The organism is Salinispora tropica CNB-440, assembly GCF_000016425.1.
GTDB classification, from domain to species: domain Bacteria; phylum Actinomycetota; class Actinomycetes; order Mycobacteriales; family Micromonosporaceae; genus Micromonospora; species Micromonospora tropica.
In genome coordinates this window covers 3,219,353-3,236,746 of the sequence record NC_009380.1, presented here as the reverse complement: position 1 = coordinate 3,236,746, position 17,394 = coordinate 3,219,353, and the positions used below count along the sequence as shown (strand labels likewise).

7 protein-coding genes are annotated in these 17,394 nt (G+C 71.7%); 5 read left to right on the top strand and 2 right to left on the bottom strand.

Translation table 11 applies throughout. The features are described 5' to 3' along the window. Window positions 1-113: 113 nt before the first annotated feature. Genes STROP_RS14160 through STROP_RS14140 form a run of 5 tightly spaced genes read left to right on the top strand, consistent with a single transcriptional unit; the run spans window position 114 to window position 14,743 of the window. Complete coding sequence (locus STROP_RS14160) at window positions 114-6,593, top strand: non-ribosomal peptide synthetase (protein WP_187151549.1); 6,480 nt, start codon at window positions 114-116, stop codon at window positions 6,591-6,593. Beyond that, on the top strand, window positions 6,590-11,794 hold the full coding sequence (locus STROP_RS14155) for a non-ribosomal peptide synthetase (RefSeq protein WP_012014042.1): 5,205 nt from the start codon (window positions 6,590-6,592) through the stop codon (window positions 11,792-11,794). Before STROP_RS14160 ends, STROP_RS14155 begins: the two co-directional genes overlap by 4 nt. Continuing rightward, window positions 11,791-12,867 (top strand): saccharopine dehydrogenase NADP-binding domain-containing protein, encoded by a 1,077-nt coding sequence (locus STROP_RS14150; protein WP_012014041.1) that lies wholly within the window; start codon window positions 11,791-11,793, stop codon window positions 12,865-12,867. Before STROP_RS14155 ends, STROP_RS14150 begins: the two co-directional genes overlap by 4 nt. After that, on the top strand, window positions 12,864-13,991 hold the full coding sequence (locus STROP_RS14145) for a Gfo/Idh/MocA family oxidoreductase (protein ID WP_012014040.1): 1,128 nt from the start codon (window positions 12,864-12,866) through the stop codon (window positions 13,989-13,991). The genes STROP_RS14150 and STROP_RS14145 overlap by 4 nt, the downstream gene beginning before the upstream one ends. Further along, entirely contained in the window at window positions 13,991-14,743 is a 753-nt protein-coding gene (locus STROP_RS14140; protein WP_012014039.1) for a thioesterase II family protein, read from the top strand. The genes STROP_RS14145 and STROP_RS14140 overlap by 1 nt, the downstream gene beginning before the upstream one ends. Before the next feature lie 6 nt (window positions 14,744-14,749). Here the strand turns inward: STROP_RS14140 and STROP_RS14135 are convergent, their stop codons facing one another. Together STROP_RS14135 and STROP_RS14130 are read right to left on the bottom strand one after the other, a co-directional pair. Then, entirely contained in the window at window positions 14,750-16,360 is a 1,611-nt protein-coding gene (locus tag STROP_RS14135; RefSeq protein WP_012014038.1) for an AMP-binding protein, read from the bottom strand. Further along, window positions 16,357-17,382, bottom strand: coding sequence for a methyltransferase (locus STROP_RS14130; protein ID WP_012014037.1), 1,026 nt, complete (start codon window positions 17,380-17,382; stop codon window positions 16,357-16,359). Before STROP_RS14130 ends, STROP_RS14135 begins: the two co-directional genes overlap by 4 nt. Window positions 17,383-17,394 lie beyond the last annotated feature (12 nt).

Below are 17,394 nucleotides of genomic sequence, written 5' to 3'. Positions count from 1 at the left end.
GTTACTTTGGCGTCGGCACACTCGTGCGGGAGCAAAGCAACAGCTCCGTCGGACATGGGAGACCCAGATTGGGCGTTGAGGCCGAACACACCCGACCCTTCAGCCGTGACAGCATGCGTCAGGACATCGCGGCGGTCCTCGGTGAACCGCCCGACACCATCGCCGACGGTGCCGACCTTCTCCACCTCGGCCTCGACTCGATCGGTGTGATGAGACTGGTCGGGCAGTGGCACCAGCGTGGTGTGTCGGTGGGTTTCGCGGAACTGATCGAGGGCCGCACGCTCGACGACTGGTGGCAGCTGATCGCTGAGCGTGCCCCCGACCTCAGCGGATCGGAGGCGGACAGCATCGCCGTCGTCGACGGCGATGCTCCGTTCGACCTGGCGCCGATGCAGCACGCGTACTGGGTCGGCCGGGGTGACGGGCAGGCCCTCGGCGGCGTCGGCGCGCACTTCTACAACGAGTTCGACGGCCGTGACGTGGACCCGACCCGATTGCGGGACGCTGTCCGCGCGTTGGTGCGCCGGCATGACATGCTGCGTGCCCGGTTCGACGATGACGGACAGCAACAGATCCTCGGCGAGAGCCCCTGGACCGGCCTCACCGTGCACGACCTACGTGGGTACGATGCCGATTCCGCCGAGCGGCACCTGCTCGGTCTACGAGACCAGATGTCCCACCGGCGGCTCGACGTCGCCCGTGGTGAGGTCTTCGACGTCCAACTCTCCCTGCTGCCCGGCGGCGCCACCCGCTGCCATGTGCACATCGAGATGCTGGTGGCCGACGCACACAGCTTCCGTATCCTGATGTCCGACCTGGCCCGGCTCTACCGGGACCCCGAAGCGGCCCTGCCCGCGATCGGAATCACCTACCCTGGATACCTGGCGACCCTGCACCAACGCCGTCGCGCCGAACGGGAACGCGACCGGGAATACTGGGGCACCCGGCTCCCCGAGCTGCCCGGACCGCCCGAGCTGCCGCTGGCCGTCGACCCGCGGCAGGTCAGCGGCCAGCGCGTCGTCCGACACCACCACTGGGTAGAGCCGGCGCAGGTCGAGCAGCTTAGCCGGCGAGCCCGTTCGTACGGGCTGACCCTGCCGGTGCTCTTCCTGGCCGCGTTCGGCCACGTGCTGGGCCGGTGGAGCGCCACCGAGCGCTTCCTGCTCAACCTACCGCTCTACGACCGTCAGCCGGTGCATCCGGACGTCGCGCACCTGGTCGGTGACTTCACCAACCTGCTGTTGCTGGAGGTGGACACCGCGGCGGGTGACTCGTTCGTGGACTTCGCCCGAGCGGTGCAGGACCGGATGCGCGCCGACGCGGCACACCCCGGCTACACCGGGGTGGACGTGCTACGCGACCTGACCCGTCGGCGCGGCGAGGAACCGGTCGGCGCCCCGGTCGTCTTCACCAGCGCGCTCAGTCTCGGCGAACTCTTCGAAGGCCAGGTCCGGGAGAGCTTCGGCACCCCCGGGTGGACAATGTCGCAGACCCCGCAGGTCTGGCTCGACGTACAGGTCACCGAACGGGAACACGGCCTGTATCTGAACTGGGACGTGGTGGACGGCCTCTTCCCGCGCGGCCTGGTCGGCCACATGTTCCAGGCGTACCTGACGATGCTCGGCTGGCTGCGCGACGACGCGGACTGGACCGGAGAACCCCCGGAACTGCTGCCCGCGCACACCCGCGAGGTACGCGCCACGGTCAACGACACCGCCCGTGCGGTACGCCGTCGGCGGCTGCACGAGGACGTCTTCTCCCGAGCCGCTGCGGAGCCGGACCGGGCCGCGTTGCTCTGGGACACCGACGGGCTGCTCACCTACGGCGAGCTCGCCGAATGGTCCGACCGGGTCGCGGCCGCCCTCATCACTCACGGCGTGCGCCGCGGCGACTCGGTGGCGGTCACCGTCGACAAGGGCCCACGACAGGTCGTGGCGGTGCTGGCGGTCCTGCGCGCCGGCGGGGTTTACGTGCCGGTCGGCGTCGACCAGCCCACCGCCCGACGCAACCGGATCCACGCGGTTGCCGGAGTGCGCCATGTGGTGGCGGTTGTGCCGCCGCCCGGACTGCCGGCCGACATCTGCGTCGTCGACGTCGACGACCGGTCCACCCCGCCGGTCGCACCCGTGACGGGCAGCGAGGACGACCTGGCCTACCTGCTGTTCACCTCCGGCTCGACCGGCGAGCCGAAGGGCGTGCAGGTGACACACCGGGCGGCCGTCAACACCATCGATGACATCAATCAGCGATTCCAGGTCGGTGCCGCGGACCGGGCGCTCGCCGTCTCCTCGCTCGACTTTGACCTGTCGGTCTACGACATCTTCGCCCTGCTGTCCGTCGGCGGCGCGGTGGTCTGTGTCGGCGAGGAGAACCGACGCGACGCGCAGCACTGGCGGGAGCTGGTACTGCGGCACGGGGTCACCGTCTGGCAATCCGTTCCCGCGTTGCTCGACATGCTGCTGTCCGCCGCGGCCCCGGCGGACCAGACCCGCCTCCCGTTGCGGCTGGCACTGCTCGGCGGTGACTGGGTCGGTCTCGACCTCGCGGGCCGGCTGACCACGCAGGCTCCGGCGGCCACCCTGGTGGCGCTCGGCGGCACCACGGAGACCGCCATTCACTCCACCGTCCAGGTGGTACCGGTACCGATACCATCGACCTGGCGGTCGGTGCCGTACGGACTGCCACTCGCCAACCAGCACATGCGGGTGGCCGACCGGGCCGGCCGGGACCGGCCCGACTGGGTCACCGGCGAGCTGTGGATCGGCGGACGGTCGGTGGCCAACGGCTACCGGGGCGACCCGGAGCGCACGGCGCGCACGTTCGTCGAACTCGGCGGGGTGCGCTGGTACCGGACCGGCGACCTGGCCCGGTACCACCCCGACGGTACGGTGGAGTTTCTCGGCCGCGCTGATGCCCAGGTGAAGATTCGCGGGCACCGGATCGAACTCGGTGAGATCGAGGCGGCGCTGGAGCGGCACCCGGCCGTGCGCCGGGCGGTCGTGGTGGCCCTCGGCACGCCACGGCGGCTGGCCGCCGCCGTCATCGTCACGGCCGATGTCGACCCGCCTGACCTGCGGGACTTCCTGGCCGGCCAGGTGCCCGCGTACATGGTGCCCGAACAGGTGGTGCCGACGGGTCAACTGCCGCTGTCGGTCAACGCCAAGATCGACCGGCGGGCGGTTGCTCGGAGCATCGAGGCCGCTCGGGCTGAGCCGGAGACGCTTGAGGAACCGGTCGGCGACATCGAGCGCGACGTCGCCCGGATCTGGGCCGAGCTGCTCGGCGTGCCCGCGGTCGGACGCCGGCAGACCTTCTTCGCCGCCGGCGGGGACAGCCTCGTCGCCATCCGGTCGATGTCGCTGCTCGCCACGGCAGGTCTGGTCGGCGCCAACCTACGGCAGCTGTTCGCCACACCGGCGCTGTGCGACTTCGCGGCCACCCTTCGTCGAGGTCAGCCCGACCGCCCCGCTCCGGCGGCGGTGCGCCCGGACCCGGCGCACCGACATGAGCCGTTCCCACCGACCGACGTACAGCGGGCGTACTGGCTGGGACGCAGCAGCGACTTTGCCCTCGGCGGGGTCGGCTCGCACTGGTACTGGGAGTTCGACGGCGCAGATGTCGACCTCGACCGGCTGGAGAGAGCCGTCAACCTCCTTGTGCGGCGGCACGACATGCTCCGCGCGATCTTCGACGAGGACGGCGACCAGCGGGTACTGCCGGAGGTCGGCCGGTTCCGTATCGACGTCCGCGACGGTGGCGACGAGGCGCTGAGTGGCCTGCGGGCGGAGTTGGCCCACCGGGTTCCCGATCCGGGTCGTTGGCCGCTGCTGAAAATCGGTGGGGTGCGGTACGGCGACGGGCGAGTCCGTCTCGGCTTCAGTTTCGACTACATCGTGCTCGATGCGCTCAGCATCGTGATCTTCTTCGACGAGTTGACGACGCTCTACCGTGACCTGACAGCCGAGCTGCGCCCGGTCGGGGTGGGCTTCCGCGACTACGTTCTGGCCGCCCCCGCTGAGGAGGCTGTGGCCGCCGACCAACGGTACTGGCTGGACCGTCTCGACGATCTGCCGCCGGCCCCACCGCTGCCGCTGGCCGTGGACCCGGACACTGTGGTCGCGCCGCGTTTCCGTCGCCGGGAGGACCGCCTCGACCCGCAGCAGTGGCGGCGGCTGACCGAGCAGGCCCGCCGCCACGGGGTGACTCCCGCCAGCGTTCTCGCGGCGGCGTACGCGGAGGTGCTGTCGGCCTGGAGCGGCCGCACCGAGCTGACGGTCAACTTCACCCTGTTCAATCGGCGGGACGTGCACCCCGACGTCGGCCACATCCTCGGCGACTTCACCTCGCTGCTACTGGTCGGATACCGCGCCGGGGCGGGGGAGCGTTGGCTTGACGTGGTCCGGCGGATGCAGGAGCAGGTCTGGGAGGGCATGGCCCACGACACCGTCTCCGCGCTGTGGGTGCTGCGGGAACTGGCCCGCCGCGAAGGCGGCGCGGTGAGTATGCCGGTGGTGTTCACCAGCGCGCTCGGCGTGACCGGCGGAATGAACGACATGTCGTTCCCCTTCGGCGAGCTGGTCTGGGGCATCTCCCAGACCCCGCAGGTGTGGCTGGACAACCAGGTGATGGAGCGCGACGGTGGCCTGACCTACAACTGGGACTCGGTGGAGGAACTGTTCCCCGCGGGGCTGCTCGACGCGATGTTCGACGCGTACCGGGACCTGCTGCGCTGGCTGTCCACGGCGGACTGGGAGACTGCTGGACCACCGTTGTTGCCGGCGGCCCAGCGGCGGGCCCGCGCCGAGGCCAACGACACGGCCGGGCCGATGCCCGACGGTCTGTTGCACACCGGCTTCTTCACCCGTGCCGCCGAGGCCCCCACGGCGGTCGCGGTGGTCGCCGCCGACGGAACGGAGATCTGCTACGGAGACCTGGCCGGTCGGGCGCTACGCCTCGCCGGGGCGCTGCGGGACCACGGCGTGCGCCCCGGTGACGCGGTCGCGGTTACCCTGCCGCGCGGTGTCGACCAGGTCGCCGCGGTACTCGGCGTACTGGCTGCCGGTGCGTTGTACGTGCCGGTCGGCCCCGACCAGCCGGCCGACCGGCGGGACCGGATCTACACCCGGGCCGATGCCCGGGTGGTGATCGCGGATGCCGACCCTGGTACCACCTACCCGGTGCTCGCGCCGGACACACCGGCCTCGCCACTGCCGGCGCCGGTCGCAGTGGACCCCGACCGACTCGCATACGCCATCTTCACCTCGGGTTCGACCGGTGAGCCGAAGGGCGTCGAGATCACCCACCGGGCCGCACTGAACACGGTCGACGACATCAACCGGCGGTACGAGGTCGGCACCGCAGACCGAGTCCTGGCCGTCTCCTCGCTCGACTTCGACCTGTCCGTCTACGACATCTTCGGGTTGCTCACCGCTGGCGGGGCGGTGGTCCTGGTGGCCGACGAGGACCGCCGGGAGGCCCGCAGCTGGGCTGCCCAGGCCCGCGAGGCCGGCGTCACCCTGTGGAACTCGGTGCCGGCTCTGCTGGACATGCTGCTGGTCGCGGCGGACGCCGACGGGCTGCCTCCTGGTCTGCGGCTGGTGTTGCTCTCCGGCGACTGGGTCGGGCTGGATCTGCCGGGCCGGCTGCGCCGGCACCAGCCCGAGGCGCGGTTCGTGGCCCTCGGTGGCGCCACCGAGGCGGCGATCTGGTCCAACGCCTGCGAGGTCGGCGAGGTGCCCGCGCACTGGCGTTCGGTGCCGTACGGCCGGCCGCTGCGTAACCAGTGCTACCGAGTGGTCGACCCGCGCGGTCGGGACTGCCCCGACTGGGTGGCCGGCGAACTGTGGATCGGCGGTGCCGGCGTGGCCCACGGCTACCGGGGCGACCCGGAGACCACCGCGCGGCAGTTCGTCAACACCGACGATGGCCGCTGGTATCGAACTGGAGACCTGGGCCGTTACTGGCCGGACGGAACCCTCGAGTTCCTCGGCCGCTCCGACTTCCAGGTGAAGATCCGCGGCCATCGGATCGAGCTCGGCGAGATCGAGGCGGCGGCCGAGGCGCACCCCGCTGTGGCCCGCGCCGTCGCCCTGACTGTCGGCGAGGGCAGACACCGCCGTCTGGCGCTGACGGTCGTCCCCTCCGCCGGTACCGCGGTCGACACCACCGCGCTGGCCGGGCTCCTGGCCCAGCGGCTTCCGTCCTACATGGTCCCGGAACAGGTGCATGAGGTACCCACCCTGCCGCTCACGGCCAACGGCAAGGTGGACCGGCGGGCGCTGACCGCACGTCTCGGCCCCGACGCGGTCGAGGAGTGGGAGGAACCCCCGCGTGGTGACCGCGAAAAGCTGATCGCCGAGCTTTGGGTCGAGGTGCTCGACTGCGACCAGCTCGGCCGGCAGCAGAGCTTCTTCGCCCTCGGCGGCGACAGCCTGCTGGCCACCCGGCTGGTGGAGCTACTGCGACAGCGGCACGGTGTGGAGCTGTCCCTGCGGGAGCTGTTCCTGGCGCCGACGGTGGCGCAACTGGCCGACGTCTTCGACGCCCACCGCGCAGCGGTGGAATCCGGTGACCTCGAGGAGGGCATCCTATGAGTCAGTCGTCCGCCGGTGACCTGCTCGCGGAGCTGGAAAGTGCGGGGATCCGGGTGTGGTCCGAGGCCGGCAAGCTGAGGTTTCGGGCCCCCCAGGGTGTGATGACCGTGGAGCGCCGCGACGCGCTGCGCGCGCGGCGGGACGAGATCCTCGCGTACCTCGACGCGGCTGCCGACCCAGCCCCCCTGGTGCCTGACCCGGAGCATCGCCACGATCCGTTCCCGGTCACCGACGTCCAGGCCGCGTACCTGCTCGGTCGGGGGGAGACCTTCGCCTACGGCCGGGTGGCCTGCCACGGCTACGGTGAACTGAGCTATCCGGAGCTCGACCCGGAGCGGATGACCGCCGCCTGGCGCGCCCTGATCGACCGGCACGACATGCTGCGCGCGGTGGTCGAGGTCGACGGCGCACAGCGGGTGCTGCCCGAGGTACCCACCTTCGAGGTGCCGGTGATCGACCTGACGGGTCGGTCCCCGGCGGTGGTGGAGGCGGCGCTGCATGCCGTCCGCGCCGAAATGGACCACCTCGTACACACCCCGGATCGGTGGCCGTTGTTCGCCGCCCGGATCACCACGGCCGACGACCGGGCTGTCCTGCACGTGTCGATCGACTTCCTGATCGCCGACTTCATCAGCGTCCAGGTCATTCTCGATGAGTTGCACCGGCTGTACCACCGCCCGAACGAGCCGCTGCCGCCGTTGGAGATCACTTTCCGGGACTACCAGTTGGCCGAACGGGCAGCCCGAAGTGGCCCGGGCCACGAACGGGACAAGCGGTGGTGGCTGGCCCGGGTCGACGACCTGCCTGCTGCACCGGAACTGCCCACGGTGGCCCGCCCCGCCGACAGCGACGGCCGGTTCCGTCGCTGGGAGACCCGGATGCCGCCGGATGCCTGGGCGCTACTGCGCCAGCGCGCCGGGCGTCACGGGATCAGCCCGTCCGGGGCGGTGCTGGCCGCCTACGCCGACACGATCGCCGCGTGGAGTCGCCGGTCCCGCTTCACCCTTGACATCACCCTGCTCAACCGGATGCCGCTACACCCCCAGGTCAACGCCCTGGTCGGCGACTTCACGTCGGTAGATCTGTTGGCGGTCGACGCCGAACCGACCCGGCCGTTCCACGAGCGTGCCCGCGACGTACAGGCACAGCTGTGGGAGGACCTGGACCACCGCAGCTTCAGCGGCATCGAGTTGTTGCGCGAGATCGCTCGTCGGCAGGGCCCGGAAGCGGCGCTGTTCCCGGTCGTGTTCACCAGCGCCATCGGCATCTCCGACGCCGGGTCGGCCGCCGGCGGCGCCCCCTTGGGCGAGCTGGGCTACGGGATCAGCCAGACTCCGCAGGTCTGGATCGACTGTCAGAACATCGAACGGGACGGCGGTCTGGTGTCCAACTGGGACGTCCGGGAGGAGGTCTTCCCGCCCGGACTGGTTGAGGACATGTTCGCCGCGTACGAGCGGCTGCTGCACCGCCTCGCCATCGATGATGCGGCATGGACGGGCACCGGGTACCCTGAGCCGCCCCGCGCGCAGCTCGACCGTCGGGCCGAGGTCAACCGCACCACTGCGCCGCCGCCCGCTGGGATGCTGCACGACCGGGTGGTCCGACAGGCGTTGCGTACTCCCGACCGGCCGGCGGTCGTGACCGTCGACGGTGCGCTGAGCTACGCCGAGCTGCTCGGCCGGGCGACCGGGGTGGCCGAGGCGTTGACCGCTGCCGGATGCCGCCGTCAGGAACTCGTCGGGATCGTCACCGACCGGGGCTGGGAGCAGGTCGTCGCGGTACTCGGCGCGCTGCTGGCCGGCTGTGTCTACGTCCCGGTGGACACCTCGCAGCCGGCCGCCCGACGACGGACCATCCTCGAGGCCGCCGGGATCCGCTGCGCCCTGACCCAGTCCTGGGTCGAGCCGAGCGGCTGGGCCGACGGGATCCGGCTGCTCGCGGTCGACACGCTGCCGGCGGGTGAACCCGGCCCGGTGGACGGCTCCGGCGACCCGGAGGAACTGGCCTACGTCATCCACACCTCCGGTTCCACCGGAACACCCAAGGGCGTCATGATCAACCATCGTGGCGCACTCAACACCGTGCTCGATATCAACGCCCGCTTCGACGTCGGCCCCGACGACCGGGTGCTCGGTCTGTCCAACCTCGGCTTCGACCTGTCGGTGTACGACATCTTCGGCCCGTTGTCGGTCGGCGGCGCGGTGGTGCTGCCGGACTCCTCGCGGCGCGGCGACCCGTCGCACTGGTCGGCGCTGGTGGCGGCGCACACGGTGACCGTCTGGAACTCCGTCCCTGCCCAGCTCCAGATGCTGTACGACTACCTGGAGGCCGCACCGGCGGCCACGGTCCCCGGTCTGCGACTGGCGATGCTCTCCGGCGACTGGATCCCGGTCGCGCTGCCCGACCAGATCCGGCAGCGGGTGCCGGGCCTGCGGGTGGTCAGCCTCGGCGGGGCGACGGAGGCGTCGATCTGGTCGATCTGGTACCCGATCGAGCAGGTCGAGCCGGAGTGGCGCAGCATCCCGTACGGCCGCCCGTTGACCAACCAGACCTTCCACGTGTTGGACTCCGCGTTGCGCCCCCGACCCGAGTTGGTCACCGGTGAGCTGTACATCGGCGGGGTCGGGCTGGCGTTGGGCTACCTCAACGACCCGGCCCGCTCCGCCGACCGGTTCGTTACCCACCCCGAGACCGGTGAGACGCTGTACCGAACCGGGGATCTGGGCCGCTACCTGCCCGACGGGACCATCGAGTTCCTCGGTCGGGAGGACCTCCAGGTCAAGATCCGTGGCTACCGGATCGAGTTGGCCGAGATCGAGACCGCGCTCGGGTCACATCCTGGCGTCGCCGGTGCGGCGGTGGTGGTGGACGGGGACAGCCCGCTGGAGCGGCGCCTCGCCGCGTTCGTCGAGCCGGCCAGCCGGTCGGTGACCACCGCCCGGGCTACCTCCGAGGCCGCCGCCGCGCAGCAGCTCGGTGTGCAGGCGTGCGCCGACGCCGACGGTACGCTCGACGGCGTTGACCGTGCGCGTTACCTGACGTACGCGCACCGGCTGGACGCGGTCGCCCTGCCCGCCATGATCGACGCGTTCCACGCGTCGGGTCTGTTCGTCGCCGGCCGGCGGCACACCCGAGCCGAACTCCTCCACACCGCCGGCGTCGCGCCGCGCCACCACCGGCTGGTCCGCCGGTGGCTGCGCGCCCTCACGGGCGCGGGTCTGCTCGACGTCGACACCGACGACCGGTATGGGCTGACCGAGACCGGGGCAGCGGCGGACACCGACGCCGCGTGGCGGGCCGTTGACAAGATCGCCACCGCCGAGGATGCGGAGCTGTTGGCGTACTTCCGCGCCAGCACCGGCCAGCTGCCCGCGTTGCTGCGGGGCGAGGACGACCCGCTGACGTTGTTGTTCCCGCAGGGCAAAGTAGACGTTTCCCAGGGTCTGTACGAGCGGACCCTGTTCAACCGGTGGGCCAACGAGGCGGCCGCCTCGGTGGTTCGGCGTGTCGCCGACCAGCGAGTCGAGCCGGGTGCCCTGCGGGTACTGGAGATCGGTGCCGGGGCGGGCGGCACCACCGCCGCGGTGCTCGCCGCGCTCGACGGCAACGCGGTCGACTATCTCGCCACCGATCTGTCCCCGTTTTTCGTCAACGAGTTGCGCACCCGCTTCGGTGAGCGCCCCGGCCTGCATCTGCAACCGCTCGACATCGACCAGGATCTGGTGGCGCAGGGGCTTGCCCCGAACTCCTTCGACGTGGTCGTCGCCGGCGACGTGTTGCACGCCAGCGCCGACGTGGTTCGGGCGTTGGCGCGGCTGCGTGCGGTCCTCGCACCGCAGGGGTGGCTGGTGGCCTGCGAGATGACCCGGGACCACCACCAGATCATGACCTCGCTGGAGTTGTTGGTCCGGGTGGACGAGGCCACCGCGGACTTCACCGATCTGCGGCAGGGCACCGAGCAGGTTTTCCTGGGCCGGGAGAGGTGGCTCGACGTGCTCGGTGCGGCCGGTGCCAGCCATCCGCTGTGTCTGCCCGAGCCGAACGGCTTCATCGCCGAACTGGGAATGTGTGTGCTGGCGGCCCAGTTCAAGACCGATCGGGTTCGGATCGCACGCGACGACGTCGCCACGCACCTGGCCGAGCGGGTACCGGAGTACATGGTTCCGGCGGTGGTGCAGATCGTCGACACGTTCCCGCTCAACCCCAACGGCAAGGTCGACCGGGCCGCGCTGCGGCGGCGCCTGCCCCGTCGGGAGTCGATGCCGACCACAGCGTCCAGCGCACCCGGCAGTGATCTGGAGCGGGGGCTGGCGGCGGTGTGGGCCGAGGCGCTGCGGGTGCCGCGGGTCGGCCGGGACGAGAACCTGTTCGAACTCGGGGGCGACTCCCTGGTCGCCGCGCAGATCACCGGTCGGGTCCTGAACGAGATCCCACAGGCCGCCAACCTCTTCTTCGACCAGGTGCTGCGTCAGGTACTGGAACAGCCAACCGTCGCTGCGCTCGCCGGACACATCGAGGCTGAGTCGGCGGCTACCACCGCGACCGACGGGGTGGGCACCGGGGCGACGACCTCCGACGGGGGGTTGGCGACGCTGGACGACACCAACCCGGGTATCCCGTGGGTGCTGGTGCCGAGCTGCGACGGCAGCGTCGACGGGTACACGGCACTGGTGCCGCACCTCGCGGCCACCGGCCCGGTGTTCGGGCTGACCGCGGGTCCCCTCGACGACCTGCCCCGGGTCGCGGCCGAACAGGCCCGGTCGATCACCGGGGCCGGCTGCGCCGCGGTCCGGTTGGTCGGGCACGGCCTCGGCGCGACGCTCGCACTGGAGGTGGCCCGGGCGCTGACCGAGGCCGGCGAGCAGGTTGCGGAGCTGGTACTGATCTCCCCGTGGCGTCCGGTGACGCTGCCCGACGCCGCCGAGGCGCATCGGGCGGAGACCGGCGACGCAGCGATCGGCGAGGGGTTCGCCGCACGGCTCGCCGCGACCGTCGGCTACGAGCCCAACCTCTACGCCGGTGACATCACCGTGCTGCGGCCGACCGGTGAGGTGCCCTACTCCACCGACGAACTGGAGTTCTGGTCTGACCTGTGCCTCGGCGAGGTGCGGGAGCTCGACGTCGACGGCGACCACCGGGCGGTGCTGGGGGAGAAGGCCGTGGCAGCCATCGCGGCCGCCGGTTCGGGGGCGGCCCGGTGACCACCGTCGCCGTCCTCGGTGCTTCCGGCGCGGTCGGCCGAGCCGCCCTGGACCTGCTGCGGTCCTGGGATGTTGGCCCGCTACGGGCCGGGGCCCGGCGGCCGGTGGCGGTCGCCGGGGTCGAGAGTCTGGCCGTCGATGCCCGTGATCCGGCCGCCCTGGCCCGCTTCTGCTCCGACGCCCGGGTGGTGCTCAACTGCGCCGGCCCTGCGACTGACCTGACCGACACCGTCGCCCGGGCCGCCGTCGGTGCCGGGGCGGACTACGTCGATGCCGCTGGCGACGACACGCTGTACGACGCCGTGGCGCACGTGCTCACCACCGGTGACGGAACCCGGGTTGCGGTGGTGTCGGCGGGCATGATGCCCGGGCTGACCGGGCTGCTGCCCCGGCTCCTCGCCGCGCGACTGCCGCAGGGCGACCGGCTGGCCGGCTACATCGGCGGTCGGGATCGGTTCACCCGCACCGCGGCGTTCGACTACGTCGCGGCGACCGGGAGCTTTGGCTGGCCGTCAGCGGCGTGGCGGGACGACCGGGTGGTGCCGGGCGCGCTGGCTCCGGTCGGTGACATCACCGTGCCGTTCTTCCCCGAACGGGTCACCGGTCAGCCGTATCTCAGTACGGAGGCGGCCCGGGCGGCCTCCGCCCTGGGGCTGCGGTGGCTCGACTGGTACTCGGTCTTCGCCGGGGACCGGGTGCTGGCTGCGCTGCGGACCGCACCACGCCCGGGGAACGCCGGTCTCCGGGAAGCCGCCGACCTGCTCTGCCGGGCCGCCGAACTCGACGTGTTTGGGCACCGTCCCTACCAGAACGTGGTGGTCACGTTGGCCGGTCCCGATGGCGGTCGCACCGCCGCGGTGTGCGGCACCGGTGCCAGTGAACTCACCGGCACGATGGCGGCGCTGACGGCGCGGGCGGTGCTCACCGGCGCGGTACCTCCGGGAACCCACCACGCCGCCGAGACGCTCGACCCGACGGCCACCTTCGCCGAGTTGGCAACGGCGCCCGCGGTGTCGCTGGCGTCCGTGGTCGCTGAGGCCGCCGACACCGCCTACGAGGAGGACGCGATATGAACCGCCCCACCCGTGTGGTCGTCTGCGGCACGCGGTTTGGTCAGGTCTATCTGGAATCGTTCCGTCAGGCCGATCCGGGTTTCCAGCTCGCTGGTGTCCTCGCCGGCGGCAGCACCCGGTCTCGGATCTGCGCCGAGCACTACGGGGTGCCGCTGTACACCGGCGTCGACCAGCTGCCGGACGACATCGACATCGCCTGCGTGGTGATCCGTGGAGGGCTGCTCGGCGGGCGGGGCTCCGAGCTGGCGATGGAGCTGATGGCCCGGGGCATCCACGTGCTCCAGGAGCACCCGCTGCACCACGACGAGTTGGCCCGCTGCCTCCGGCAGGCCCGCAAGCACGCGGTGGTCTACCAACTCAACCCGTTCTACCGGCACATCACGCCGGTACGCCGGTTCCTCGGCGCGGCCCGCGAACTGCTACGCCGACAGCCGGCCCGCTACATCGACGCGGCCTGCGGCTTTCAGCTGGCGTACTCCCTGCTGGACCTGCTTGGCCAGGCCCTCGGTGGGGTGCGGCCCTGGCGGTTCACCGATCTGCCCCCGCTACCGGCGGCGGTGACCGGCGCGACCGGTCTGGACCTGCCGTTCCGTAGCCTCGACGGGGTGCTGGCCGGTGTGCCGATCACTCTCCGGGTGCAGAACCAGATGGATCCGGCCGACCCGGACAACTACGCGCACCTCATGCACCGGGTCACCATCGGCACCGAAGCCGGCAATCTGTCCCTGGTCGGCACCCACGGTCCGACGGTGTGGACGGCCCGTCCCGACTTCCCGCGGGAAGTCGCGGGGATCGGCGCCGACCCGCATTTCGCCGGGATGCGCGACACCAGCACCCCCAGCGCGACCGTGTTCGGCCCGACCGAGGTGCCGCACTACGACACTGTCTTCGGCACCACCTGGCCGGAGGGCGTACGACGGGCACTGCGGGTGCTACGGGACACCGTCGAGTGCGGTGAGGACCCGCTGCGGCAGGGCCAGTACCACCTCACCCTCTGCCAGCTCTGGCAGGAGCTGACGGTGATCCTGGGCCCACCTGACTTGCTGACGGCGGACGCGCCCCGGATGCTCGGCGTCGATGACCTGAAGGCGCTCGCGGCCGCCGGCGACGCGGCGGTGAGTTGATGGGCGCGGTCGACGTGACCGCCCGGCGGTGGCTGCGTTGCTACCGGCCGCGTCCAACGGCGCGGATTCGGTTGGTCTGCTTCCCGCACGCGACCGGCAGCGCGCCGTTCTACCGTGCCTGGCCGGTGGAGCTTCCGGACGACATCGAGCTGCTCGCGGTGCAGTACCCGGGTCGGCTCGACCGGATCGCCGAGCCTCCGGTGGTGTCCATGGGCGTCCTGGCCGACCTGGTCGCCGCGGTGCTCGCCCCCCGCCGTGACCTGCCGCTTGCCCTGTTCGGCCACAGCATGGGCGCCGCGGTGGCCTACGAGGTCGCCCACCGGCTAGAGCGGCGGCTGGAGTTGCCCCTGGCGCACCTGTTCGTCTCCGGCCGTCCCGCACCGTGCTACCACCGGCCGGGCAGCAAGCACCTCGGCCCGGACGACGTTCTCTGGGCGGAGCTGCGCCGGCTCGGCGGCACCGATCGGGAGGCCCTGAACAACCCGCAGCTGCGGTCGGCGCTGATGCCGACGCTACGGGCGGACTACCAGCTGATCGAGAGCTACCGTCCCTCCGAGGGAGTACTGCGGACGCCGATCTCCGCCCTGGCCGGCGACGCCGATCCCGAGGCTCCGGTCAACGAGGTGGCGGCCTGGGCGGACTACACCGAGAGCGCCTTCGACCTCACCGTCTTCGACGGCAACCATTTCTATCTGGTGCCGCAGCGTGGCAAGGTGCTGGCCGGCATCAGCCGCAGCCTCCGCCATCCCTGATCGGCCCTACTGGCGGGGCCTGACCCCGGCCGACGTCCACTCCCGCCGCGGTGGAACCGGTGCGTCGGCGCTGTGGCGGTGCCACAGCAGGCGGCGCTTCGGCTTGCCACTGGTGGTTCGGGGCACCCCACCGGCGGGCACCGGCACCGTGACCACCGTCGCGTCGTCGACCAGCGGGCGCAGCAGCGCGGGGATCCGGGGCAGCCACTCCTGCCGCGGATGTTCCAGATACACCACCGCGGTGGGCGTACCGGCTCGCAGCCCGAGTACGGTGGCCAGCCGGCTGGGCGGCACCGCGAGCGCCCCGCAGAGCACGGCGTCCAGGTCCTCGGCGAAGACAGCACGACCGCGGATCTTCAGGCTGTCACCCATCCGACCCAGGACGAATAGTTCCCCGCCCCGAACGAAGCCGGCGTCGCCGGTGCGAAGCGTGCCGCCGGCGAAGGCCGTCGCCCGGATTCCGTCGGCCTCCACGTAGCCGTCGGCGACTCCTGTTCCGTCGACCACGATCTCACCCGGTACACCGTCGTCGGTCCGCTGCCCGTCGTCGTCGACGATTGTCACCCGGGAACCCGCCAACGGCACACCACACCCGACCACCGGCACCCCCTCCGGACCTGTCGACTGGCGCCAGCCGGTGCGTAGCGGCACCCCGGTTACCGCCAGCGTCGCCTCGGCCAAGCCGTACGCCGGCAGGAGCGCGGTCCGCCGTAGACCCTGCGGGGCGAGCAACGCGGCGAACCGGTCCAGTACGTCGGGCAGGACCCGCTCGGCGCCGACGATCACCGCCCGCCAGTGGTGGAAGTCCATCCCGGCCAGCTGCTCGGGGCGTACCCGGCGGAGCACGTGGGCCAGCCCGAAGCCCGGCATCGCGGACAACCGGGCGCCGTGCCGGCCGAAGCACGCCAGGTACCGGGTGGGCTGCCGGACGAAGTCCGCCGGCGACAGCAGCCACAGGTCGGCGCCCGTGACGACCGGCGCCAGCAGACAGCCGACCAGTCCCATGTCGTGGTGCACCGGAAGCCAGGAGGCGGTGGCATCCTCCGGGGTCATCTCCAACCAGCGCCGGATCGCTCCGATGTTGTCCTCCAACGCCGGATACGGAACCCGCACACCGTGGACGGTGCCGGTGGTCCCAGAGGTGAACTGCACCAGCGCCAACCGGGCCGGTGCGGGCCGGTGCGCTCCCAGCGGCTCGGCGCGAACATCCTCCGGCTCAACTGTGGGCACCCCCGCCCGGCGGGCCAGCGGCGTCACCGCCGTACCGGCCGCGGCGTCAACCACGACCAGCCGGGGACGTGCCGCGGCCAGCGCGGAGGTGATGTGTTCGGCGTACCGGTTTGGGTCGCCGAAGGTAGCGGCCGGTGCCAGCGGTGCCGCCGTCGCTCCGGCCAGCAGCGTTCCGAACAGGGCGCCGACGAACGCCGGTCCGCTCGGCAGCACCACCGTGACCACGTCGCCCGGGCGAACCCCGCGGGCGATGAGGCCGGCGGCGTACTCGTGGGCCAGCCCGGCCAACTCGTCGTACGACCACCGGTCCCAGCCGCCGTCCGGGCGGGCGAACCGGATGCCCCGATCGGACCTCGGCTCTGCTAGCCAGGACAGTAGGTGGGTCATACCGGACGGGCCTCGATTACCGGGAACATCACCGTGGGCGTGGCGCTGACCAGCTCCAGACCGGCACCGGCCAGCAGGGCCCGCTGCTCGTCGAGGCCGCGCGCGCCGCCGGCGCTCAGGGTCAACATCAGCATGTCCATCCGGCGGGCCAACGGGCTGGTCTCCTCCTCGGACGGTCGGCCGGCTTCGAGGATGAACACCCGACCGTCGTCGGCCATGGCGGCCCGGATGCGCCTGAGTACGTCGGTGGCGACGTCGTCGTGCCAGCTGTAGAGGATCCGCTTGAGCACGTACGCGTCGCCGCCCGGCGGAATGTCGTCGCTGAGGAAGCTGCCGGGAACGATCCGGACGCGGTCGGCCACCCCGGCCCCGGCGAGCGTCGTGGGCGCGTTCGCGACCACCGTGGGCAGGTCGAACAGGACCCCGCGCATCGTCGGGTAGCGGGCCAGTAGGTCGCCGAGGAAGCGGCCGTTCCCACCACCGACGTCCACGACCGTGCCGAACCGCGACCAGTTCGTGGCGCGCAGGATGGCCTGTAGTTCCATCCCGGTGACCCCACTCATCACCTTGTCGAAGGCCGCGCCGTCGGTCGGGTTGCCGCGGAAGTGCTCCCACATCCCGATGCCGTGCACGGCGTCGAACGCGCCCTCGCCGGTGCGCAGCGTGTGGTCGAGACCCTCCATGGCCCGGGTGCACGCCACGGGGGAGAGGAAGATGTCCCGGGCGGAGTACGGGTGGTCAGCCCGCAGCAGGTCGGCCATCGGGGTCAAGCCGAACTCCCCCGGAGCCACCTCGGCGAACAGGTCGCGGGTGGCCAGGTAGCGCAGCGCCTTGGTCAGCGCGGGCTCGTCCGCCCCGACGTCCCGGGCCAGCTCGGCGACCGGGCGCGGCCCCTGCGTCAGGTGGTCGGCCACCCTCAGCAGGCAGACCGCCCGGATCGTGTACGGCAGCAGGTAGTCGCCGACCTCCATGAGCCGCAGGATGGCCGGTACGTCGATCCTGGGGCGTCGTCTCGTCAGCATCACGGCTCCTTG

Coding starts and splice junctions, on each gene's coding strand:
- STROP_RS14160 (WP_187151549.1), top strand. CDS start 114: ATGCGTCAGGACATCGCGGCGGTCCTCGGTGAACCGCCCGACACCATC.
- STROP_RS14155 (WP_012014042.1), top strand. CDS start 6,590: ATGAGTCAGTCGTCCGCCGGTGACCTGCTCGCGGAGCTGGAAAGTGCG.
- STROP_RS14145 (WP_012014040.1), top strand. CDS start 12,864: ATGAACCGCCCCACCCGTGTGGTCGTCTGCGGCACGCGGTTTGGTCAG.
- STROP_RS14140 (WP_012014039.1), top strand. CDS start 13,991: ATGGGCGCGGTCGACGTGACCGCCCGGCGGTGGCTGCGTTGCTACCGG.
- STROP_RS14135 (WP_012014038.1), bottom strand. CDS start 16,360: ATGACCCACCTACTGTCCTGGCTAGCAGAGCCGAGGTCCGATCGGGGC.
- STROP_RS14130 (WP_012014037.1), bottom strand. CDS start 17,382: ATGCTGACGAGACGACGCCCCAGGATCGACGTACCGGCCATCCTGCGG.